The organism is Brevibacillus laterosporus, from assembly GCF_030489605.1.
GTDB classification, from domain to species: Bacteria; Bacillota; Bacilli; order Brevibacillales; family Brevibacillaceae; genus Brevibacillus_B; species Brevibacillus_B laterosporus_E.
Genome location: NZ_JAUKFY010000029.1, coordinates 1 through 22,536 on the forward strand (window position 1 = coordinate 1; position 22,536 = coordinate 22,536).

A 22,536-nucleotide genomic window follows, 5' to 3' on the forward strand; every position below is an offset into this window, starting at 1 on the left:
AGGGACTCCGTGGTAAGGAGTCCCTTTCCTGCGTTGGTTATATAACGACGGAAGTTAATCTTTAAATAAATCTCCAATTCCGTTAATCATCCCGCCGTTACCGGACTTTCCCATGTTAGCTGCTATTTTACCTGCCAATCCGGCGATAGTCATGGTTTGTAGCCAAATTTTACCTGGACCACGCAAGGTTGTTAAAAATAAACCTTCTCCGCCAAAAATGATATTTTTAATGCCTTTTACACGTTCGATGCTCATATCTACAGAGGATTCGTAGGCTGCGACATGGGCTGTGTCCACCTTTATGACCTCTCCATGCTGCAGATTCATCTCAGCTACTTCGCCGTCCAGCTCTAAAAAGACCATTCCGCGACCGCTTAGACGCTGCATGATGAAGCCTTCGCCACCAAAAAAGCCTGTGCCTAATTTCTTTTGGAAATGAATGGAGACGTCAATGTTTTCTGTTCCTACCAAAAAGGCATGCTTTTGGGCGATAATCTCGTTTCCTGGATGAATTGTTACTGGAATTATTTTGCCGGGAGCTGCAGGTGCAAAGGCAATCATTCCTGGCGTATGTAAGGCTTCAAAAAATGTGAATGTTAATGATTCTCCAGCGAAGGCGCGCCCGAGAGATTTGAGCATGCCGCCTTTAAAGCTGGTGTCCATTTTTATATTTTCGCTCATCCAAATCATAGAACCCGATTCAGTAAACAGCCTCTCGCCGGGTTGCAAGTTGAATTGAAGAGCCTGCATGGTAGAACCCATAATATGATATTCCATATGTTACCCACCTTTAGATGATTTCAACGGGATTATAAGGTAGTTTTCAGAAACATTCCACAAAAATTTTATCGAAGGCATTTTCCGCCCCGCGAATATTTGTTATGCTGATTATGTCTAACTTCTTTGATAAAGGTTGGGAGTATTATGAATATCGCAATCATTGGCGGCGGGTCTGTTGGATTATTGTTGGCTGCCAGATTGTGTCTAGCAGGTTCACAGGTGCAGGTAATCACACGTACGCGACAGCAAGCGGATGAACTAACAAAACACGGTCTACTATTGCACTCTTTACAAGGCGAACAGAAACGAATTCACATACAAGCCGTCTCGATGGAGGGTGACCTTCCGAAAGCTGATCTCTATGTGTTAGCGGTCAAACAGACAAGTCTTACTGAAGTATTGCCTGTTTTACGGAAACTTGATCCGAGTGCACGCGTCCTTGCTGTGCAAAACGGTATGGGTCACGACGATCATCTGAAGGAGGTGCTAGCTCTTAACCAGATTTATTTTGGTGTTCATACGGAAGGGGCTCGACGACACTCTTACACGGAGGTGGAGCATACGGGTAAGGGGACTTGGCAGGTAGGTTCCATAATTGGACAAGAACAAAAGGCTCTTCCCTTAGATCCAGTAATCGAAGCGTTCCTGTCTGTGGGAGAGATAGCTGGGCTTACCATCAAGTATGTTTTTGACATTTATGGGGTGATGTGGCGAAAATTAATGGCGAATGCTGTTATTAATCCACTGACCACTCTGTTTGAAATTCCGAACGGTGCGTTGCTTGAATCTGAAGAGACAATGGTTCTTATGAAAAGGCTATTCGCAGAGGCAAAAGAAGTCGCATCCTTACATGGGCAAAAAATTGACGAATCAAGTTGGCAGGAAATTGTACAAATTTGCCGAAATACATCCAGAAATTATTCTTCGATGCTACAGGACCTGCTGAACTGTCGTCCATTGGAGATTGAAGCAATCAATGGCTATATTGTAAAGCAAGGAAGAGAGCTTCAAATAGCAACACCACACCAGGAGGCAGTATACAAAGCTACTCTCCTCAAAGCAGGCTTGATGGCCCAAAGGGGATAAGTCCATTGCTCTTTCTCTTTAAAAATTTTTGGGGTGTAGTAACAATTTTTCCTTTCGTAGCTTTCATAATCACGTTCTTCACAGTATTTTTTTGGAAAAAACAGCAAAAAAAAGCTGTTGTTTGGTCTGTGAATATTACGAATATTTTTTTAGCTATTTCGGTCGCTCAGATCTATAAAGAGTTATGGCCTGAAGCGGTTTCTGCTTGGATACTAATTCTATTGTTTCTTCTTGGCTTGGCAGGAATGCTGTTCTATCTACAAATGAAGGTGCGCGGAAGGGTGTCGTGGAAAAAAATAGGTTCTGCTACCTGGCGAATTTCCTTTATTTTGTTCATGTTTACCTATTTCTGTCTTTTTTCAACCGGCATCTATAAAACGATGGAGGCCGCGCATGTTGGTTTGTCTATCATGTAACGAAGGTTGGTGCATAGGATGACGTTACCCATAGAGCTAATTGGAAACAAAATTAGGGCCGTTCGTAAGGAAAAAGGATATACCTTGGAAGTTATGGCCTCAAAAACTGGTTTAAGCAAAGGCTTATTAAGTCAAGTAGAAAGAGGAATCTCTCAACCATCTTTGGAATCTTTATGGCGCATTACCAAAGCGCTTGAAGCACCGCTGATTCACTTTTTTGAGGATGTGGAGCAAAGTCATATTCATGTGGTGCGTAAGGATAAGCGCAGACTTATGGTGTTTCCTGATTCCACTGGTACGTATTCGTTGTTATCAGGAGGCGGCGCTTCCAAGCTCGCTGTCATGGAGGTGCGGCTGCAGCCCGGTGAGCAGGCGAAGGATGTGTTTGTCTCTCATGAGGGAGAAGAGTGTCTTGTCGTAATCGAGGGTCAGTTGCAGGTCAAATTGACAGAGGATGAGTATCAATTAGAAACAGGCGACAGCATCTATTTTGACAAGGCACAATTGCATACGGTTTCTAACGTGAGTGATGGGCTAACCGTTGCAATTTGGTCCGTCTCTTCGCCTCGGTTTTAAAAATGGATGATAAAAAATAAACTTGCAGGACACTTCACGGGAGGGGTCCTGTTTTTCGTGCTTGCCCGCCCGTGCTATAATTTATAATAACAATTTGAAAGGGCGAAAGTAGGAGACGAATGAAAACGATAAAATGTTATGTACCAACAGCAAATTCATTTCAAAACGATTTTCTAAAGGAAAGCCCCAAAGCTCTCTCCTTTTTTACATATGCTCCCTATGATCCTCAATCGTATGTTTCCCGCATGCATTATGTGTCTAAAAAACGCTATCCGCATCGCAATCTCTTGGCAGATGCTCTCTATTCCTATAACAAAGAGATTAGAAATCATGAGGTAGCTTTGCAAATGATAGAGAAGCTTCGTGAACACGATTCCTTAGTCGTGGTAGCTGGACAACAAGCCGGGCTGCTTACCGGGCCTCTTTATACCATTTATAAAGCAATTGACGTGATTCAATTAGCAAAGCAGAAGTCAGCGCAATTGGGGGTATCGGTGATCCCGGTGTTCTGGATTGCTGGAGAAGACCATGATTGGGAAGAAATCAATCATTTTTATCAACTGACGCAAAAGAAGGAGCTTCGCAAAGTAAAAATAAAGGCAAAGCATATCAAGAAGCACTCCGCTACAGATATGAAAGTGGAACAAGCAGATATGCTGCGAGTCATTGAGAATTTCTTTGCAGAAGAGGCAGAGACAGACTATAGCGAGACAATCCGATGTTGTTTAGAAGAGACCGCGCAACGCTCGCATACATTAGTGGACTGGTTTGCACAATTGATGGCGCGGCTGTTTGGTGCACATGGATTGGTATTCATTGAATCCTCCTTACCTACTGTCCGTCAGCTTGAGCAGCCTGTTTTTGAACGAATCATTCGAGAAAATCAGGAATTGAATGAGGCATTGCTACAGGCGCAGGCAGACCTGAAAGAGTCCGGTTATCCTGAACAACTGGACATTCACCCACAGCAGGCGAATTTCTTTTTCTATGAACAAAAGGAGCGCTTGTTAATGGAGCGGGTCGAAGGCGGGTTTCAGAGCAAGGATGGGGGCAAGGTTTATACACAAGCAGAATTGCTGGCTATTTTACACGTCTCCCCAGAACGCTTTAGCGCCAATGTAGTGACACGTCCCTTGATGCAGGAGCATTTACTGCCGACCTTGGCTTTTGTAGGAGGCCCTGGGGAAGTGGCTTATTGGGCATACTTTAAAAAATACTTTGCTGCATTTGGCTATGAGCTACCGATTGTCTTGAAACGAACTTCGATCACGTTGATGGAGGGGGCTTTAGAGAAAATCAGAGAGCAAAAGCAGATTAGCTATGAGACGTTGCTTAGCGGATTTGCGGATTGGAAAGAGAAGTGGCTGCAATCACTGGATGATCGCGGGTTTGCTCAGCGCTTTGAGCAGAAGAAACAAGAACTTGAAATGCGCTATCGTGACCTGCTGAAAGATGTAATCGCATATGATAAGGGTTTAGCTCAATTGGCTCAAAAAAATGTAGAACGGCTGGTGCAGGATGTTACCTTTATGCAAAGCCGCACGGAAGAAGCCGTTCTTCGAAAACATCAAGTGGAAGTGGAGCGAATAGTGCGTCTGGAGCAATCGATCGCACCGCAGGGTAGCTGGCAGGAACGGGTATATCCTATTTTTACGTACCTGAATCGTTTTGGCCCAGATTTAGTGGATCGATTGCTGAATGCGGACTTCGAGCGTGACGGGTCCCATCAAGTTGTCTATTTATAACTATGATCTATGAAATAGAAAAAAACAGCGTTCTAGCATATAGGGCGCTGTTTTTGTTATAAAAACGGATATCCTGGATTCTGCGCTTGCAAACAAGGTAGGCTGTGTTGTAGAATCACCCCAAATCTATCGCTTGTCCGGGAGGTAAGTATGAAAGTAGTGTTGCATCAAATTGCAAATAAAGTAGGATTGCGTGAAACTCAACTAGCAGAGGCCATCTATAATGGAGATGTCACAGGCGAAGTCCCTGACCAAAACCCATATTCAAAACTGGCCTGGGTTGATCTTTTATCGTTGCAGAATTATATGGAGTGGTTATACGAACAAGATAAGATAACGGAGCAGAAATTTTTAAAAGGCGTTCGTCATATTGATCTAATGAAGCAGAAGCTATTCAAGTGACCTCCACAAATAAATGGATAGGCTGTGCGAACCTATCGTATATTACATCATACACTGCCATTATAACCTGCAAAACCTGCAAAAGAGGTGTAACTGACAGTGCAGAAGAAACGAATCGGAATTTTAACGTATAGAAATGGTAAACGCTTTGGTGAACCGTTATTTTTTCGTCATTTGCTAACAGAGGGAGAAAAGCTTGGAGCGACTGTGTTTTTGTTTTCACCAAATGATGTATTTGAATCAAAACGCCAAATCAAAGGATTCGTTCCTGGACCTGATAAGACTTGGAAAAGTAAAATGTTTGATTGGCCTGATATCGTAATCGACCGCTACCGGTATTATCCGAAGCCTCAGCATAAGGACTATCTTGCTTTCCGCAAACGTCCGTTGTTTACCTATGCCAATAGTCGGTTCAGTTCCAAGTGGAATGTATATCAGGTGTTAAATCAGCAGCCCTCTATGCAGCCATGGTTGCCGGAGACGTTTGCCTATGACAAGGAAGTATTGAGCAACATGCTGCAAAAGTACCCGCTGATTTATGTAAAGCCAGCTCAGGGAACGGCGGGTCGCAGTATCCTGCGTATCAAAAAGACCTCTTCCGGTTATGATTTATTGGGAAGAGGACTGCATCTAAATAAGGTGAGTCACAAGGTAAAGACTCGGGCTGAACTTCATCATTATGTAAAGGAATGGGTAAAAACAGAGAGACTGGGCGAAGAGATTTTTCTTATTCAACAAGGTCTGCAGCTTGACTTGATACCAGGTCGAACCGTTGACACCCGCATTCTTATTCAAAAGACGGAATCAGGAGAGTGGGAAGTAACAGGTCTTGGCATGCGCATAGGCGGAGTGAAAAGCTCTACCTCAAATCTACATGGGGGAGGGCTAGCAAAAGATGCGCGAAAAGTGCTTACGGACTGTTTTGGTGAATCTATGGCAACCAAGATTATACACAACTGTTACTCGCTCGCCCATCAAACAGCTGAAGCGGTGGAATCTTACTATGGACGCATGGTTGAATTGGGATTAGATGTAGGAATTGATGTATCAGGTCGACCTTATTTAATTGAAATTAATCCGAAGCCTGGACGCGACATTTTCCGAAAATTGAAACGAAACAATGTCTATCGGAAGGCAGTAATTCGTCCTATTCAATATGCGCTGTATTTACTGAAAGAACAACAAATATTGGAGTCTGGATCATAGAGTATGGTAAACTGCACAAAAATTCAGCATAAAAAGGTGATGTAATTCCTACCTATGTGGTATGATATAAAAGAAGACGGGTTCACATTTACAGAAGGAGGGTTTTTAGCAAATGACAATGGTTCAAGAAAGCATCGTAAAAGACATGGCCCTGGCACCTAACGGCCATTTAAAGATTGATTGGGTAAAGGAACATATGCCGGTGTTAAACCGAATTAGAGAACGCTTTGAACAGGAAAAACCATTCGCTGGTAAAAAAGTGGCAATCTCCCTTCATTTGGAAGCGAAAACAGCTTATCTGGCAAAAGTGATTCAAGCAGGCGGTGCTGAAGTTACGATTACCGGATCTAATCCTTTGTCAACACAAGATGATGTATGCGCTGCTTTGGTGGAAGATGGTATCCGCGTATTTGCTAAATACAATCCATCCGAAGAAGAGTATAAAGAACTTCTCATTAAAACGCTGGAAACTCGTCCTGATTTTCTAATTGACGACGGTGGGGACCTTGTAACACTTTTACATGGAGAGCGCCGTGATCTATTAGAGAATGTAAAAGGTGGAGCGGAAGAAACCACTACTGGTATTCTGCGCTTGCGTGCTCTTGAAAAAGAAGGGAAGCTTGAATTCCCGATGGTAGCTGTTAACGATGCTTATTGCAAGTATCTGTTTGACAATCGTTATGGTACAGGTCAATCCGTATTTGATGGAATCAATCGTACAACAAACCTGGTTGTCGCTGGTAAAACTGTAGTCGTAGCGGGCTATGGCTGGTGCGGTAAGGGTGTAGCGATGCGCGCAAAAGGTTTGGGTGCAAAGGTTATCGTGACAGAAATTGACGCAATTAAAGCTGTAGAAGCATACATGGACGGCTTTGAAGTAATGTCGATGGATGAGGCAGCTAAGCTTGGTGATTATTTCGTTACAGTAACGGGTAATCGCGACATTATCCGCAAAGCTCACTTTGAAAGCATGAAGGATGGAGCTATTTTATCTAATGCTGGCCACTTTGATGTCGAAGTGAACAAAGTAGAGCTAAACGATATATCGACAAGCAAACGTGTTGTGCGTAAAGACATCGAAGAATTTGTCCTGCAAAATGGGCGTAAAATCTATCTGTTAGCGGAAGGCCGTCTTGTGAACCTGGCTGCAGGTGATGGACATCCTGCTGAAATTATGGATATGACCTTTGCTTTGCAGGCAGTAGGACTTGAATATGTTAGCAAGAACTATGAGGCAATCGGTAAAAAGGTATTAAACGTACCGTATGAGCTAGATGAAACAGTGGCTCGCTATAAATTGGAAGCGCTTGGAAAGAATATCGACAAATTAACGCCAGAGCAAAAAGAATACCTAGAAAGCTGGGTCGAATAGGTAAGAAATTCGCTGGGATATGGCATCAAAAAATGAAGAAAAAAACCTGCTGACAAACGGCAGGTTTTTTTTCTATAATAAGAAGAGGCAAGAAGTGGGGAAAAGTGGGGGAGAGTGGTGTCTCTCGGAAGGAAAGTGGGGAAGTTGGAATGTTCATGGGTGAGTATCAGCATAACATCGATGACAAGAACCGTCTGACAATCCCGGTTAAATTCCGTGATATGCTGGGCTCGTCCTTTGTTGTAACCCGCGGCCTTGATTGTTGTTTATTCGTCTACCCGATGGAAGAGTGGAAGGCGTTAACAGAAAAACTCAAATCTCTGCCATTTACCAAAGCCGACGCTCGGGCCTTTACCCGTTTTTTCTTTTCTGGTGCTACTGAATGTGAGTGGGACAAGCAGGGAAGGGTAAATATACCGCCCCATTTGCGAGAACACGGCCGTTTACAGAAAGAATGTGTTATTATTGGCGTGCAGAATCGCATGGAAATTTGGAGCAAGACAGAGTGGGATGCGTATTCTTTGGAACAAGAGCAGTCTTTTGGCGAGATTGCTGAAAAGCTCGTTGATTTTAATTTGTAGAACTCGGGAGTGACGTCATTTTGTTTCACCATGTTACCGTATTATTACAGGAAGCCGTAGAAGGATTACATATTCGTCCTGATGGAATATATGTGGATTGCACCTTAGGAGGAGCAGGACACAGTGCTTTAATTGCTTCAAAGCTAGGTGATCAGGGCAGATTAATTGCCATTGATCAAGATGATGTAGCACTTGCAAACGCCAAGGAAAAACTACAGGCGTATCAAGATAAAGTGACTTTGGTGAAAAGTAACTTCCGCTATTTAAAGGATGTCGTGCAAGACTTAGGTCTTGATGGCGTAGATGGCGTTTTGTTTGATCTGGGTGTATCTTCTCCTCAGTTAGATGTAGAAGAGCGTGGGTTTAGCTACAATGGTGATGCCCCGCTGGATATGCGAATGGATCAGCAAGCCGACTTATCTGCTTATGACATTGTAAATGAGTGGGAGGAAGCTGAGCTATCCAAAATCATTTTTGAGTATGGCGAAGAGAAGTTTGCCCGGAAGATTGCCCGGCAAATCATTCTGCATCGTGAAAAAGCGCCGATTGAAACAACAGGACAGCTTGTCGAAATTATTAAGGAAGCTATCCCAGCTCCGGCTCGCCGCACAGGACCTCATCCGGCGAAGAGAACCTTCCAAGCCATTCGCATTGCCGTAAACGATGAATTACATGTGTTTAAGACGGCGGTTTCAGATGCCATTGACATTTTGCGTCCGGGTGGCAGAGTGAGCGTCATTACTTTCCATTCCTTAGAGGATCGTATTTGTAAGCATGCTTTTTTGGAAAAAGCGCAAGGCTGTACATGCCCGCCTGGGTTCCCGCAATGTGTTTGCGGTAATGAACCGATTGTTAAGATTATCACAAGAAAGCCGTTGCTGCCGTCTGAAGAGGAGCTTGCGGATAACCCACGTGCCAGATCCGCTAAATTGCGTATTGCTGAGAAGAAATAACACATTAGTATAAATGAACACCTAGAAGGAAGCCAGTTATACTTAGTAGGGGGGGACTAAGTTGAGTTATTATTCCCGTGGGAATTTGGCATATGAAGTAAATAGACGTTCTCCATCTCCGAAAAAGATGAAGCGTACTGTTAAGATCAGACCCGGGGTACCCACAAGTGAAAAGTTGATGTATTTGTTGCTCATCTTTGCTTTAGTCATTGCTACAAGCATTATAGGCTTCCGTTATAATCAGATTTCGCAAAATAACTATCAGATTCAGGTATTGACAAAAGAGATCGCCAAAATCAAGGGCGAGAATGAATCGATGCAGTTAAAAGTGGATGAAATGAGCAATCCCAAGCGTATTGGAATCGAAGCAGAAAAAATGGGAATGGTCCTTGATATGAAATCAGTCCGCAATATGGGTGGCATTTCTATGGAAGAAAGTAAGGATAACAAAAAAGACGAAAAAACCAAACAAACCGAAAAAGTCCAATAATGTTACTCGAGCAACAAGGAGTAGCATTTTCTTTTTTGTCAGAGAGGAAGAGGGAGAGGCTCGTGACAACAAAAAAGCGAATGAACAAGCGAATTTTACTTGTGGGAATGGGAATTTTTCTTGGTTTTATACTTTTGACTCTACGCTTGTGGTGGGTACAGGTGGTAAACGCTAACTGGATTATGGATCAAGGTAAGGGGCAGTGGAATCGTGATATGACCTTAAATCCGAAACGCGGGAGCGTTCTGGATCGAAATGGGGAAGTTCTAGCTTTTGAGGGTCGGGCCTATCTAGTGGAAGCCCAGGTGCGTCCTAAGAAATTGGCAAATGGTCAAAATGACACGGATGATTATGTAAAGGACCCCGTGATGACGGCGATGAAACTAGCTACCGTGATAAATGAACCGCAGTCCAAAATTTTGGAACGTCTCACTAAGAATCCGAATGCAATATGGGTTAATTTAGGGCCAGAAGCCTCCAAAATAAGCTTGGAACAAAAGGAAAAAATCGTAGCTATGCAATACCCTCTTGATGAAAAGGGGGTTAAATCCAAGCAAAATCAATTACCCGGGATCAAAATCTCAGAAACCACCAAGCGCTTCTACCCAAAGGGGAAATTCGCCGCTCATGTCTTAGGATTTCTCAATGCTGAAGGAATACCTGTAATGGGGATTGAACGACAATTTAAGGATCAATTGAAGGGTGAAGAAGGCACTCTAAAGATGGTGAAGGATGCGCTAGGCTATCCGCTGCCAGATGGGCAAACAGAATTTAAAGCTGCAAAAGATGGTCAAAATATCATGCTTACCCTTGACGATCAGATACAAACATACGTAGAAGAGGCATTAGATAAAACAGATGCGGCATTCCACCCAAAAGGGATGTCAGTAATTGTATCTGATCCGAATACGGGTGAAATCCTCGCGATGGCCAATCGTCCGCAGCATGATCCTAACAATTACCGATCTATCGTCAATTATATGAATTTCGGTGTGAGCTATACGTTTGAACCGGGTTCAACCTTTAAGATTGTTACGCTCGCTGCTGCTATTCAAGAGGGTGTGTTTAATTCCAATTGGACCTTTAAATCAGGACATTATAAGGCGTGGAAGACTGGAGCGGCGATCTATGATCATAATCGTGTTGGATGGGGCACGATTAGCTATTTAAATGGTGTGCAACGCTCCAGTAACGTATTATTTGCTATGCTAGGTTACGAAAAGCTGGGACAATCTAAGCTTGAGCATTATTTTAAAGCGTTTGGTTTTGGGGAAAAGACAAAGATTCAGTTACCTGCAGAAGAAAAAGGGAACTTAACTAACGTTGAAAAGTTTAATAAATTTTCACCGCGTGACTTGGCTGTTACTCCGATTGGACAAGGGGTAACGGTAACACCGATCCAGCAGGTCATGGCTGTAGCCGCTATTGCAAACGGTGGTAAATTAATGCAACCGCTCATTGTAAAAGAGCGTATCGATCCTCGGACGGGTCAGGTAATCGAGCGGTATCAGCCTAAAGAGGTTGGACGTCCGATCTCAGAGGCAACGGCACGTGAAGCACGCAAGATTTTGCAGACAGTTGTTGATGGCGATATAAAGTCAGGAGCGACTGGGCGTAACTTTAAATTGCAGAATTTTAGCGTGGCTGGGAAAACCGGTACAGCACAGAAGTATAACGAGCGAGGAAAAATCATTGATAATAAATATATTTACTCCTTTATTGGATTCGCTCCCGTAGAGAATCCGAGACTGGTTGTTTATATTGTAGTCGATGATCCAGGCGGCGGGGCATCCTATTCAACAGCTAGTAGGGATGTAGTTGCGCCGATGTTCCAAGCAATTATGGAGAAAAGCTTGCAGTATTTGCAGGAGAAGCCAGATCGAAGTGCCTTGGCTGCTCAAGCTACTGTGGTGGAGGAAAAACGGCTGCAAGAATCCACTGTACCTCAGCTTACAGGCATCCCGTTAAAGGAAGCGAAGGAACGGGCGAAGCAGGCTGGTTTTAAGGTAGAAGTAGTTGGGCAGGGAACCAATGTAATTAATCAAATTCCAGCCCCGTATGAAAAAGTAGGCAGTACCACGACTATACTGCTCGCCTCCGATGGCAAAGCCTCAATGAAAATGCCTGATTTCAAGGGGAAATCGTTGCGGGAAGTACTAGAGTATGGCAATTTGCTAAATATTGCAGTAAGCGCTACTGGCAGCGGATATGTAGTGGAACAAAACGTAGAAGCAGGTACAATCCTGACAGGAAAAGAGACGATTCAAGTGAAGCTGTCTCCAGCATATGTGTCTGTAGACAAGTAGTTCTAACACTCCTCTTTGGCGAATAGGGTAGGAAAAGACAAACCTTATTGGCAGGGAGGAGTGTTTGCTGTATGCGGGTTTCCAATGTTACCGTTCGTCGGCGCATATTCATCGCACTCGTGGTGGGAATATTCTTGTTTATGGCGATGGTTTCTCGGCTTGGCTACATTCAATTAGTGCAAGGACAATGGTTGCAGGATGAAGCTAATGACCTATGGAGCCGCAATGTCAAATTTGAAGCAAAACGAGGTAACATCAAAGACCGACATGGTGAGGATTTGGTGAAAAATACAACGGTTCCCTCCGTGATGGCCATACCGGCGCAAATAAAAAATCCTGAAGAGACAGCTAAGAAGCTCGCCATTATTTTAGGGCAGCCAGAGCAAAAGATTCTTACTGAAATAAGCAAACGTTCTCAAATGATTGTACGAGTTCCAGGCGGACGAAAAATAACACAGGAAAAAGCGAAGGAAATACAAGCTCTTGCCCTGCCGGGAGTAAAAGTGGCAGACGATTCAAAACGCTTCTACCCAAATGGTTCCTTCTTAGCGCAGGTGCTTGGTTTTACGGGAATTGATAATCAAGGTCTAACTGGGTTGGAAAAGATGTATGATAAAATATTGACGGGTACGCCAGGTCATGTATCCTTTCCTGCAGATGCGGGTGGGCGGGCTATGCCTGGACACGCGGAGAAGTATGTGTCACCCGTTAATGGGATGGATATGTACCTAACCATTGATAAACAAATTCAGACCTTTATTGAGCGTGAACTGGATCAGGCGATGGTGGCTTATCAGCCAGATGATATTCTGTCAATAGCAATGAATCCAAAAACCGGCGAGATTCTAGGAATGGCTAGCAGACCTACCTATAATCCGGATCGTTATTTAGAGTTTGCACCAGATATTTATAATCGTAATTTACCAATCTGGAAAACGTACGAACCAGGTTCCACATTTAAAATCGTTACATTAGCAGCGTCCTTAAATGAAAAAGTTGTTGATTTGAAAGAAAGCTTTTTCGATCCAGGTCATATAAATGTAGCTGGGACATTCTTACGTTGCTGGAAGAGGCAAGGGCATGGTTCAGAAACGATGCTAGAAGTAGTAGAGAACTCCTGTAACCCCGGGTTTGTGGCGATGGGGCAACGTCTTGGAAAAGAAAGGTTGTTTGAATATATCAAAAATTTTGGTTTTGGACAAAAAACCGGCGTTGATTTAATTGGAGAGTCAAATGGAATCTTGTTTAAATTAAGCCGTGTTGGGCCTGTTGAATTAGGCACGACATCATTTGGGCAGGGGGTCTCAGTAACTCCGATTCAGCAGATGGCAGCCGTCTCAGCGGCAATCAACGGCGGTAAGCTAATGAAGCCTTACATTGCCAAAGAGTGGAGGGATAGTGTAACGCACGATATTGTCGCTCGTACAATACCCACTCAGGTGCGTCAGGTTATTTCCGAGGAAACATCTAAACAGGTGCGCAGCGCATTAGAAAGCGTTGTTTCTCGCGGAACCGGGCATAATGCCTATATTGAAGGCTATCGGGTTGGCGGAAAAACGGGTACTGCCCAAAAATCCGTCAATGGACGTTATGCAGCGAATGAATATATTGTATCGTTTATTGGATTTGCTCCTGCAGATGACCCGCAGATTATCGTGTACGTAGCTGTTGATAATCCAAAAGCACAAGCATTTGGAGGTACGATCGCAGCCCCTGTTGTCAAAAATGTGTTAGAATCCAGTCTGCCTTACCTCAATATAGAAAAACGCCCTAGCGATATTGAGCGGGAGATTGCTTACGGAGATAAAAAGTATGTGGAGGTGCCCAATTTAATAGGAATGGCCATCAAAGAAATTGCAAATTCATACTATACAATGCCATTAGAAGTTTCTGGAAAGGGAACTCATGTGATTAAACAGTCTCCAAAACCAGGAATAAAGGTGGAGGAAGGCTCAAAAATTCGCGTCTACCTTGGTGACAAAACGGCCAATTAGCTATACAATAGATGTTCGTAGAGGGAGATAGCTTTTTATCTCCCCTTCTTATCGCATTTCTACTTTTGAAAAGAAACATCTTTTGTCTATACTAGTTGGAGATTGGGGTGCCATTGTATGTTGTTAAGGGAGTTACTTGCTCCTTTGCTAGTCAGTCATGTTAAGGGTGATGACCAGGTTGTTATCACAGGCATAACGGCTGACTCGCGTAATGTTAAGCCCGGGGACTTATTCATCTGTCTGTCTGGTTTTACTGTAGACGGTCATGAATTTGCAGCCCAAGCGGCGGAAAAGGGAGCAATCGCCATTATAGCTGAGCATGAAATCGAGGTGGACAAAACAGTTGTCATCGTACCAGATTCAAGGCGGGCAATGGCATTCTTAGCGGATCGGTTTTTCGGCTCTCCATCACAGAAGCTAAAATTGATCGGCGTTACAGGAACCAATGGAAAGACGACGACGACACATTTGATTGATAGAATTTTAACCGATCAGCAGAAAAAGACGGGCTTGATTGGAACAATCCACATGCGTATTGGTGATCAAATTGAAAAGGTGAAAAATACGACACCAGATATTATTGATCTACAGTCTAGTTTCCGCCGAATGTTGGATATTCATACGGATTATGCCATAATGGAGGTTTCCTCACACGCTCTTGATATGGGACGTGTACATGGCTGTGATTATCATACAGCGATTTTTACGAACATGACGCAGGATCATTTAGATTATCATAAGACATTTGACAATTATCGTCAGGCAAAATCACTGTTATTTGCTCAATTAGGAAATAGCTATGATCAACAATCGCTCAAAACAGCGATTTTAAATGCAGATGATGAGGTATCGAAGTATTTTGCTCATGTAACACCAGCTCGTGTGCTTACATATGGAATAGATCAGCCAGCGGATGTGAGAGCTGTATCTATCCGTGTTACATCTGCTGGAACTAGCTTTACCGTGCAGAGCTTTGCTGGAGAAGCAACAGTAAATATGAAATTAATGGGCAAGTTTAATGTATATAATGCATTAGCAGCCATTGCAGCTACCCTTGTTGAAGGAGTTCCGCTGGCGGCTATTATCAAAAGCTTAGAGGAGATTCCAGGGGTAGACGGGCGTTTTGAACCTGTGTCGCTTGGACAGGATTATGCCGTAATCGTTGACTATTCCCATACGCCGGACAGCTTAGAAAATGCACTGGTAACAGCTAAGGAATTTGTCTCAGGGCAACTTATCTGTGTGGCGGGCTGTGGTGGAAATCGAGATCGTACAAAACGTCCAATTATGGCTCAGATCGCAACGAAATACGCTGATTATAGCGTCTTAACCTCAGATAACCCTCGTTTTGAGGAGCCAGAAGCCATCTTGGCTGATATGGTAGGTGGTATCCAGAACGTCGATCAAAAACGCTTTACGGCAATTGTGAATCGACGTGAAGCCATTTTCCACGCTATTTCGCAGGCAAAGCCGGGGGACTGTGTCCTCATAGCAGGAAAAGGGCATGAAACCTATCAAGAAAGTAAAGGTGAGATCTTTCCGTTTGATGATCGGGAAGTAGCAAAGGAAGCTATCCATGAACAGAAAAGTAAGTAACACTCATGACTACTCATTAGCTACTATGCAAGAAAGGAGGTAGGGGCATGCCATTTGATAATGTCTTATTTATAACAATCATTGCAGCCTTTCTCATTGCCGTTTTAATTGGTCCGCTGTTTATCCCTATGCTTCGCCGATTAAAGTTTGGTCAAAGCATTCGTGAAGAAGGCCCCCAATCTCACCAGAAAAAAGCGGGAACACCTACTATGGGGGGAACCATCATTGCCATGGCTCTCCTATTAACCGTGTTAAAATTTTCGAAGTGGAACACGGAGCTGTTGTTTTTGATTGTTGTTACGTTTGGATACGGACTTATTGGTTTTCTTGATGACTTTATTAAAATTAAAAGAAAACATAATTTAGGCTTAACTGCGAAGCAAAAGTTCTTAGGTCAAATCCTGTTAGCGATTGGTGCTTACTATTTGCTATTGCAGATGAATCATCCAACAACGCTGACCATTCCAGGAACATCTTTAGGAATTGATCTGGGACTGTTCTATTTCCCTTTCCTTGTTTTTTTACTTGTGGGAAGTACAAACGCTGTTAATCTTACAGATGGCCTGGATGGATTGCTGGCAGGTACAAGTGCCATTGCTTTTGGAGCCTATGCGATTATTGCTTGGAATGCATCGAATATGGATACGGCTATCTTCAGTGCAGCGGTTGTTGGCTCTGTCCTAGGCTTTCTCGTGTTTAATGCTCATCCGGCACGGGTATTTATGGGTGACACTGGCTCGCTTGCCCTGGGGGGAGCGCTGGCAGGGATAGCGATCATGACCAAAACAGAGTTGCTGCTGGCGATTATCGGAATTGTTTTTGTCATTGAAACACTATCCGTTATTATTCAAGTTATATCTTTTAAAACTCGCGGAAAACGCGTTTTCCGTATGAGCCCCTTACACCATCATTTTGAGCTGACTGGCTGGTCTGAATGGCGTGTGGTGGTAACATTTTGGCTTGTAGGCATTCTATTTGCCGGATTAGGTGTTTATTTAGAGGTGATACGTTAACATGGATATGTATAGAGGGAAGCTCGTTGTTGTATTAGGTCTGGCGAAAAGCGGTGTGGCGGTTGCAAAACTGTTACACCGTTTTGGTGCTATTGTCATCGTAAATGATCAAAAAACGCGTGAGGAAGCTACTGGATATGAAGAGCTGGAAGAGCTGGGGGTAAAAGTGATTACGGGTGGACATCCGGATGATCTCATCTCCAAGGATGTAGCTTTAGTGGTGAAAAATCCTGGGATTCCTTATGAATCAAAACCAGTCCAACAGGCATTAGCCAAGTCTATACCAGTGATTACAGAAGTAGAGCTGGCCTATCGTTTGTCCAAAGCACCATTAATCGGTATTACTGGCTCAAATGGAAAAACGACGACGACTACCTTAGTAGGACTTATTTTGCATGCAGCTTCTGTGGATGCTATCGTTGGTGGAAATATTGGCACGGTGTTATGTAGTTTGGCGGAAGAGATGAAGCCGGATCAGTATTTAGTGGCTGAATTAAGTAGCTTTCAATTAATGGGAACTGATACATTCCGTCCTCATATTGCTACGATCTTAAATCTGTATCCAGCCCATCTGGATTATCATCATTCGTTTGAGGAGTACACTAAGGCAAAGTGTAAAATTTTTGCCAATCAGACGGAAGAGGATTATGCAGTTCTGCCATATGATCATGAACCCGTGATGAAGGTTTGCCAAAACATTCGAGCAAAAGTCTTCTATGTAAGTATTAAGCAAGAGGTTCCTTGTGGCGCTTTTATCAAAGATGGCATTGTCTACTTTAAAAATGAGGATGGCAAGCTAGACGAGATTATGAAAGCTACCGAAATCTCATTGCCCGGGGAATTTAATCAGGAAAATGCTCTAGCTGCTATCGTAATGAGTAAATTAGCCGGAGCAGACTACGATGCAATGAAGCATGTATTACGCAGTTTTAGCGGTGTTGAACATCGTTTAGAATATGTCGATATGATTGACGGTGTAAAATATTACAACAATTCAAAAGCTACTAACTCCGAAGCTGCTATTCGTGGAATTGAGGCATTTGAGGAGCCGGTTGTCCTTATCGCTGGCGGACTTGACCGGGGTGTAGATTTTGCTGAATTAGTTTCACCATTAAAAAACAAAGTAAAAGCAATTATCACTTACGGGCAAACATCTCCCATTTTACAGAAAAGAGCCGAAGAAGCAGGAATTGAACTTCGTTTTGCCGTCGATACTGTTGATAGTGCTGTTAAACAAGCAGCGGCTATCGCGGAAGCGAACGACGTGGTCTTGTTAAGCCCGGCTTGTGCTAGTTGGGATATGTTTCCTTCCTATGAAGTAAGAGGGAGCATGTTTAAGGATAGCGTGCATAAACTTAAAAACAAGCCTATATAAACCTGTCCCTTTGTAAGCTCAGACAAAAATGATAGCAAAGGGACGATGTACGAAAGGATGGCTTGCGATGAGTAAAGTACGTTCTGCCCCTGATTTTGTTATTATTTTTGTCACCCTTCTCCTGCTAGGAATAGGGATTGTGATGGTTTACAGCGCCAGTGCCGTATTTGCCCAGCACAAATTCCAAGACCCGTACTTTTTTACCAAGCGGCAGATCATCTTCGCGATATTGGGGATCGTTTCCATGTATGTGATGATGAATATTGACTATTGGGTATGGAAGAAATGGGCCAAGGCCGGATTTATCGTAAGTCTGGCGTTGCTCGTGGTGGTTTTGATTATTGGTCGAGAGGTTAATGGTTCAAAAAGTTGGCTTGGATTTGGGTCCTTCGGCATTCAGCCCGGGGAATTTGCTAAATTTGGGGTTGCGGCTTTTTTAGCTAGATGGCTATCGGATAATCAAAAGGATATTGTTTACTTTAAAAAAGGACTGTTTCCTGCGTTGATAATCCCAGTTGCATGTTTCGGGTTGATTATGTTACAACCTGATTTAGGGACTGGAAGTGTGTTGATGGGGATGGCAATTCTAATGATTTTTGCCTCAGGGGCAAGAATAAGCCATTTTGTCGGGTTGGGGATGATTGGCATTATTGGTTTTGTCGGACTAATTCTGTCAGCACCATATCGAATGGCCCGGATTACTTCCTTTCTTGATCCATGGTCGGACCCATTAGGTTCGGGCTATCAAATCATTCAGTCATTATATGCAATTGGGCCAGGAGGTCTGTTAGGACTTGGATTGGGAGAGAGCAGGCAAAAGTTTTCCTACTTACCGGAGCCGTATAATGACTTTATTTTCTCCATTATTTCTGAGGAGTTAGGCTTTGTTGGTGGGACGCTGGTACTCCTATTATTCTTGTTGCTGTTATGGCGAGGCATGCGAGTAGCGATTACTGCTCCTGATCTGTTTGGGAATTTGCTTGCTCTAGCTATCATCGGCATGATCGGCATCCAAGTAACGATTAATGTAGGCGTTGTAACGGGGATGTTTCCTGTAACGGGTATTACCTTGCCATTTTTAAGTTACGGTGGCTCCTCGTTGACGCTCATGCTAACACAGGTAGGCATCCTGCTAAACATCTCCCGCTTTTCCAGATGACAGATAACATAAAAAGAGATGGGTGATATTATGAGAGTCGTGTTAACAGGGGGAGGAACTGGAGGGCACATCTATCCGGCGCTTGCGGTTGCAAAAGAAATTTTGCGTCATGAACCGCAAGCTGCCTTTTTGTATATTGGTACCCATAAAGGGTTGGAATCCACGATTGTTCCTAAATTTAACATTCCCTTTCAAGCAGTAGAGATAGCAGGCTTTAAGCGAAAACTCTCTTTTGATAATGTGCGCACAATCCTGAAGTTTATACGTGCGGTATCTGATTCAAAACGGATGCTAAAAGAATTTAAACCGGATGTGGTGATCGGTACAGGAGGTTATGTCTGTGGCCCTGTTGTGTATGCCGCAGCTAAGCTTGGTATTCCGACAATTATTCATGAACAAAATATTGTACCCGGTATTACAAATAAATTTTTATCGCGTTATGTGAAGCAGGTAGCAGTCTCATTTGAGGAGTCGTTGCCGTTTTTTCCACAGAAAAAAACAAGCTTTATTGGTAATCCGCGGGCTACGGAAGTCATACATAGCGATCCTAGCAAAGGGAGAAGCATGCTAGGGCTACCAAATGACAAAAAGATCGTGCTTGTTGTGGGAGGAAGTCGAGGTGCTAAAGCGATCAATGAGGTAACGCTTGCATCACTGGCTCAGTTTCATACGTATCCTGACTGTCACTTTGTCTATGTAACAGGTGCTGTGCATTATGAATCGATAAAGGAACGTATTGATAAAATGACAAACCGGCCAAGCAACTTTACGCTGGTTCCATACGTCGATCATATGCCGGATCTGCTTGCAGCAACGCATGTCATCATCAATCGAGCTGGGGCTTCCTTTTTAGCGGAGATTACGGCGCTTGGTATTCCGTCAATTCTCATTCCATCTCCGTATGTAACCAATAACCATCAGGAGAAAAATGCACGAGGCCTAGAAAGAGCTGGTGCAGCAGCGGTTATCGTCGAAAAAGAGTTGACCTCAGAGAAATTGATGTCCACGCTTCATAGCATGTTGACAGATGAACAAAAGTGGAGCAATATGCAAAAAGCATCACTCTCATTAGGGATGCCGGAAGCTGCAAGTAATCTTTATCAACAGATAGTAAAAGCAGTAAATCGCTAATAATAGGCGTTTGTCACGCTAGATCGGAAATGCGCATAGTATGAGAGCAAACGCGTGATTGAAAAAGTTCCGACCTAGCATTTGTGTCAGGAGGTTCTTATGAAGCATGTAGCAGAAGCATTAGAACAAGCAAATGTTGGAAAGGTATGGGTTGAAGAACCTCTCGCCAAGCATACAACATGGCGAATAGGGGGGCCGGCAGACCTGATGATCCAGCCTACAGATAAAGAAGCGCTCATTCGAGCGGTTCAAATTATCCATCAACATGAAATTCCCTGGACTGTTATTGGACGCGGTTCCAACCTTCTAGTGAGGGATGGAGGGATACGTGGGGCCGTGTTTAAGGTGGCTCAGGGTTTAAGCCACTGCGAATTTCAGGGAGAAACGGTGTGTGTTGGTGCAGGGTACTCTATGGTACGCTTAGCAGTAGAGGCAGGAAAGCAGGGCTTGACTGGATTAGAATTTGCAGGCGGGATTCCTGGATCTGTTGGAGGAGCTGTCTACATGAATGCCGGGGCGCATGGATCTGATCTTTCACGTATTCTAACAAGTGCCGAAATCCTTTTCAACGATGGAGAGACGAAGATAGTTAGCAAGGAAGAGATGCAGTTTAGCTACCGCACATCCCTATTGCAGCAACGCAAGGGTATCGTTATCGAAGCTACTCTTCAATTACAGACAGGTGACCGCAGAGAGATTGCTACGTCGCTAGCAAAGTTTAAAGATCGTCGGCTCAGTACGCAACCTTTCAACTCGCCTTGTGCGGGGAGCGTGTTCCGTAATCCGCCTGGAGATCATGCAGGACGTCTGATTGAAGCGTCAGGGCTAAAAGGCTTTACCATTGGGGGAGCTCAAATATCAGAGATGCATGCTAACTTCATCGTAAATCGAGGAGGGGCCACGGCGACCGACGTCCTCACCTTAATTGAGCATGCTCGTGCTACGGTACTGAAAAATTTTAACGTAGATTTGCATACAGAGGTTTTGGTGATTGGCGAGGGGTAACACGGAGGTGAAAGTTTGGAAGCTTTTGCTATCGAAGGTGGAAAACCTCTGTCCGGAACGCTACGGATTCATGGAGCCAAAAATGCTGCTCTGCCAATTCTAGCTGCGACTGTACTCGCTGAAGGGCAGTTTCATATCTACGATGTACCACATTTGAAGGACATAGAAGTCATGCTCAAAATTTTGAGCGAAATTGGAGCGAAGGTAAGCCACGAGGATCATACGGTCACGGTTGATACAACAGGTGTCAATCAGACTCAAGTACCTGAAGATTTAATGGGACAAATGCGTTCTTCCATTTTTCTTATGGGGCCACTATTAGCCCGGCTAGGGGAGGTAACCATTTCACGTCCAGGAGGCTGTGCCATCGGGGAGAGAAGAATTGACCTTCATCTCTCAGGGCTAGCTGCTTTAGGTGCCCAATACACTGATGCTGAGGGCTATATTACTTTCCGTTCACCAGCGCTCGAAGGTACTAAAATATTCTTAACGTTTCCAAGTGTAGGTGCAACGGAGAATATTATGATGGCTGCTGTTTTGGCAAAAGGCACGACCCGGATTTATAATGCCGCACGCGAGCCCGAAATCATTGATCTGCAAAATTTCCTAAATTCAATGGGAGCAAAAGTCCGCGGAGCAGGAACGGATACCATAGAGATTGACGGTGTTCCAAGGCTGAGAGCCATCAGTTATCGTGTTATCCCGGACCGGATCGTGACGGGCACGCATCTGTTAGCTGTAGGATTGTCAAAAGGGCATATAGAACTGAGTAATACAATTCCGGAACATTTGACAGCTTTGGTTGAATTGGTACGTGGCAGCGGTGTTGAAATCAAAACATACCATGATATAATGGAGATAAAAAACACTTCTCGTCCACGGGCGATTAATCGCATTATGACGTCTCCCTATCCTGGTTTTCCAACTGATTTGCAAGCACAGATGATGGTCTTTCTGTCTTTAGCAGATGGAACCAGTCTGATGAAGGAGACAGTGTTCGAAGGCAGATTTAAGCATGTGACTGAATTAGAGAGAATGGGTGCTTCCATCTTTGTTGACCTAGGAACAGCTTTTATCCGCGGTGTGGATAGATTTTATGGGGCTACAGTGGAAGCTACAGACCTGCGTGCAGGAGCTGCACTCGTATTGGCTGGTTTAGCTGCCCAAGGCACTACTATTGTTGAACAAACGCAGCATATAGATCGAGGGTACGAACGTATCGAGAAACAACTGCAACAGTTGGGTGCTTCTATCTCTCGTATAACCATATAAGCATACAAAAGTGGGGGAGCGGCATGGATGTTATGCCGCTTTTCACGCTGTAAATGGATAGGGATTTGCGAACTGTAG

Annotated in this window: 20 protein-coding genes; 19 read left to right on the forward strand and 1 reads right to left on the reverse strand. The window is 43.9% G+C overall.

The genetic code is table 11. The features are described from left to right. Positions 1 to 54 precede the first annotated feature (54 nt). On the reverse strand, positions 55 to 777 hold the full coding sequence (locus QZ995_RS21195; protein ID WP_301811456.1) for a TIGR00266 family protein: 723 nt from the start codon (positions 775 to 777) through the stop codon (positions 55 to 57). Between the two features lie 147 nt (positions 778 to 924). Here QZ995_RS21195 and QZ995_RS21200 point away from each other — a divergent pair, with 147 nt between their 5' ends. From QZ995_RS21200 to murA, 19 genes are all read left to right on the forward strand, one after another. Further along, positions 925 to 1,866 carry a ketopantoate reductase family protein gene (locus tag QZ995_RS21200; RefSeq protein WP_301811457.1) on the forward strand — a complete coding sequence of 314 codons (942 nt, stop codon included), beginning with the start codon at positions 925 to 927 and terminating at the stop codon, positions 1,864 to 1,866. Between the two features lie 5 nt (positions 1,867 to 1,871). Then, positions 1,872 to 2,282, forward strand: a complete 411-nt coding sequence (locus QZ995_RS21205; RefSeq protein ID WP_301811459.1) for a DUF3397 family protein — start codon at positions 1,872 to 1,874, stop codon at positions 2,280 to 2,282. A gap of 18 nt (positions 2,283 to 2,300) precedes the next feature. Next, complete coding sequence (locus QZ995_RS21210) at positions 2,301 to 2,858, forward strand: helix-turn-helix domain-containing protein (RefSeq protein ID WP_301811461.1); 558 nt, start codon at positions 2,301 to 2,303, stop codon at positions 2,856 to 2,858. Between the two features lie 119 nt (positions 2,859 to 2,977). Next, entirely contained in the window at positions 2,978 to 4,603 is a 1,626-nt protein-coding gene (gene bshC / locus QZ995_RS21215; RefSeq protein WP_301811463.1) for a bacillithiol biosynthesis cysteine-adding enzyme BshC, read from the forward strand. 150 nt (positions 4,604 to 4,753) lie between these two features. Further along, positions 4,754 to 5,005 (forward strand): hypothetical protein, encoded by a 252-nt coding sequence (locus tag QZ995_RS21220; RefSeq protein WP_301811467.1) that lies wholly within the window; start codon positions 4,754 to 4,756, stop codon positions 5,003 to 5,005. 99 nt (positions 5,006 to 5,104) lie between these two features. Then, complete coding sequence (locus QZ995_RS21225) at positions 5,105 to 6,211, forward strand: YheC/YheD family protein (protein ID WP_301811471.1); 1,107 nt, start codon at positions 5,105 to 5,107, stop codon at positions 6,209 to 6,211. Between the two features lie 112 nt (positions 6,212 to 6,323). Next, a complete protein-coding gene (locus QZ995_RS21230; protein WP_301811473.1) occupies positions 6,324 to 7,583 on the forward strand; it encodes an adenosylhomocysteinase in 1,260 nt (419 codons plus the stop codon). A 149-nt stretch (positions 7,584 to 7,732) separates the two neighbouring features. After that, a complete protein-coding gene (gene mraZ, locus QZ995_RS21235; protein ID WP_301811548.1) occupies positions 7,733 to 8,164 on the forward strand; it encodes a division/cell wall cluster transcriptional repressor MraZ in 432 nt (143 codons plus the stop codon). A 20-nt stretch (positions 8,165 to 8,184) separates the two neighbouring features. After that, on the forward strand, positions 8,185 to 9,117 hold the full coding sequence (rsmH, locus tag QZ995_RS21240; RefSeq protein WP_301811476.1) for a 16S rRNA (cytosine(1402)-N(4))-methyltransferase RsmH: 933 nt from the start codon (positions 8,185 to 8,187) through the stop codon (positions 9,115 to 9,117). A gap of 61 nt (positions 9,118 to 9,178) precedes the next feature. Beyond that, positions 9,179 to 9,607, forward strand: a complete 429-nt coding sequence (ftsL, locus tag QZ995_RS21245; protein WP_064018253.1) for a cell division protein FtsL — start codon at positions 9,179 to 9,181, stop codon at positions 9,605 to 9,607. 62 nt (positions 9,608 to 9,669) lie between these two features. Further along, positions 9,670 to 11,913, forward strand: coding sequence for a PASTA domain-containing penicillin-binding protein (locus QZ995_RS21250; protein ID WP_301811483.1), 2,244 nt, complete (start codon positions 9,670 to 9,672; stop codon positions 11,911 to 11,913). Between the two features lie 71 nt (positions 11,914 to 11,984). Next, on the forward strand, positions 11,985 to 13,907 hold the full coding sequence (locus QZ995_RS21255) for a stage V sporulation protein D (RefSeq protein WP_301811485.1): 1,923 nt from the start codon (positions 11,985 to 11,987) through the stop codon (positions 13,905 to 13,907). 117 nt (positions 13,908 to 14,024) lie between these two features. Then, entirely contained in the window at positions 14,025 to 15,503 is a 1,479-nt protein-coding gene (locus tag QZ995_RS21260) for a UDP-N-acetylmuramoyl-L-alanyl-D-glutamate--2,6-diaminopimelate ligase (RefSeq protein ID WP_301811488.1), read from the forward strand. Positions 15,504 to 15,550: 47 nt separating this feature from the next. Beyond that, positions 15,551 to 16,516: a phospho-N-acetylmuramoyl-pentapeptide-transferase gene (mraY, locus tag QZ995_RS21265; RefSeq protein ID WP_301811491.1), complete on the forward strand. Its 966-nt coding sequence runs from the start codon at positions 15,551 to 15,553 to the stop codon at positions 16,514 to 16,516. A gap of 1 nt (position 16,517) precedes the next feature. Next, positions 16,518 to 17,891 (forward strand): UDP-N-acetylmuramoyl-L-alanine--D-glutamate ligase, encoded by a 1,374-nt coding sequence (gene murD / locus QZ995_RS21270; protein WP_301811494.1) that lies wholly within the window; start codon positions 16,518 to 16,520, stop codon positions 17,889 to 17,891. Between the two features lie 67 nt (positions 17,892 to 17,958). Beyond that, on the forward strand, positions 17,959 to 19,050 hold the full coding sequence (gene spoVE / locus QZ995_RS21275) for a stage V sporulation protein E (protein WP_301811496.1): 1,092 nt from the start codon (positions 17,959 to 17,961) through the stop codon (positions 19,048 to 19,050). A 30-nt stretch (positions 19,051 to 19,080) separates the two neighbouring features. Next, positions 19,081 to 20,181 carry an undecaprenyldiphospho-muramoylpentapeptide beta-N-acetylglucosaminyltransferase gene (murG, locus tag QZ995_RS21280; RefSeq protein ID WP_301811498.1) on the forward strand — a complete coding sequence of 367 codons (1,101 nt, stop codon included), beginning with the start codon at positions 19,081 to 19,083 and terminating at the stop codon, positions 20,179 to 20,181. 99 nt (positions 20,182 to 20,280) lie between these two features. Then, positions 20,281 to 21,186, forward strand: coding sequence for a UDP-N-acetylmuramate dehydrogenase (gene murB / locus QZ995_RS21285; protein WP_301811502.1), 906 nt, complete (start codon positions 20,281 to 20,283; stop codon positions 21,184 to 21,186). A 15-nt stretch (positions 21,187 to 21,201) separates the two neighbouring features. Continuing rightward, the gene (murA, locus tag QZ995_RS21290; protein ID WP_212931525.1) at positions 21,202 to 22,458 is read left to right on the forward strand and encodes a UDP-N-acetylglucosamine 1-carboxyvinyltransferase; all 1,257 of its coding nucleotides are present in this window, start codon (positions 21,202 to 21,204) and stop codon (positions 22,456 to 22,458) included. The last annotated feature ends 78 nt before the right edge of the window (positions 22,459 to 22,536 follow it).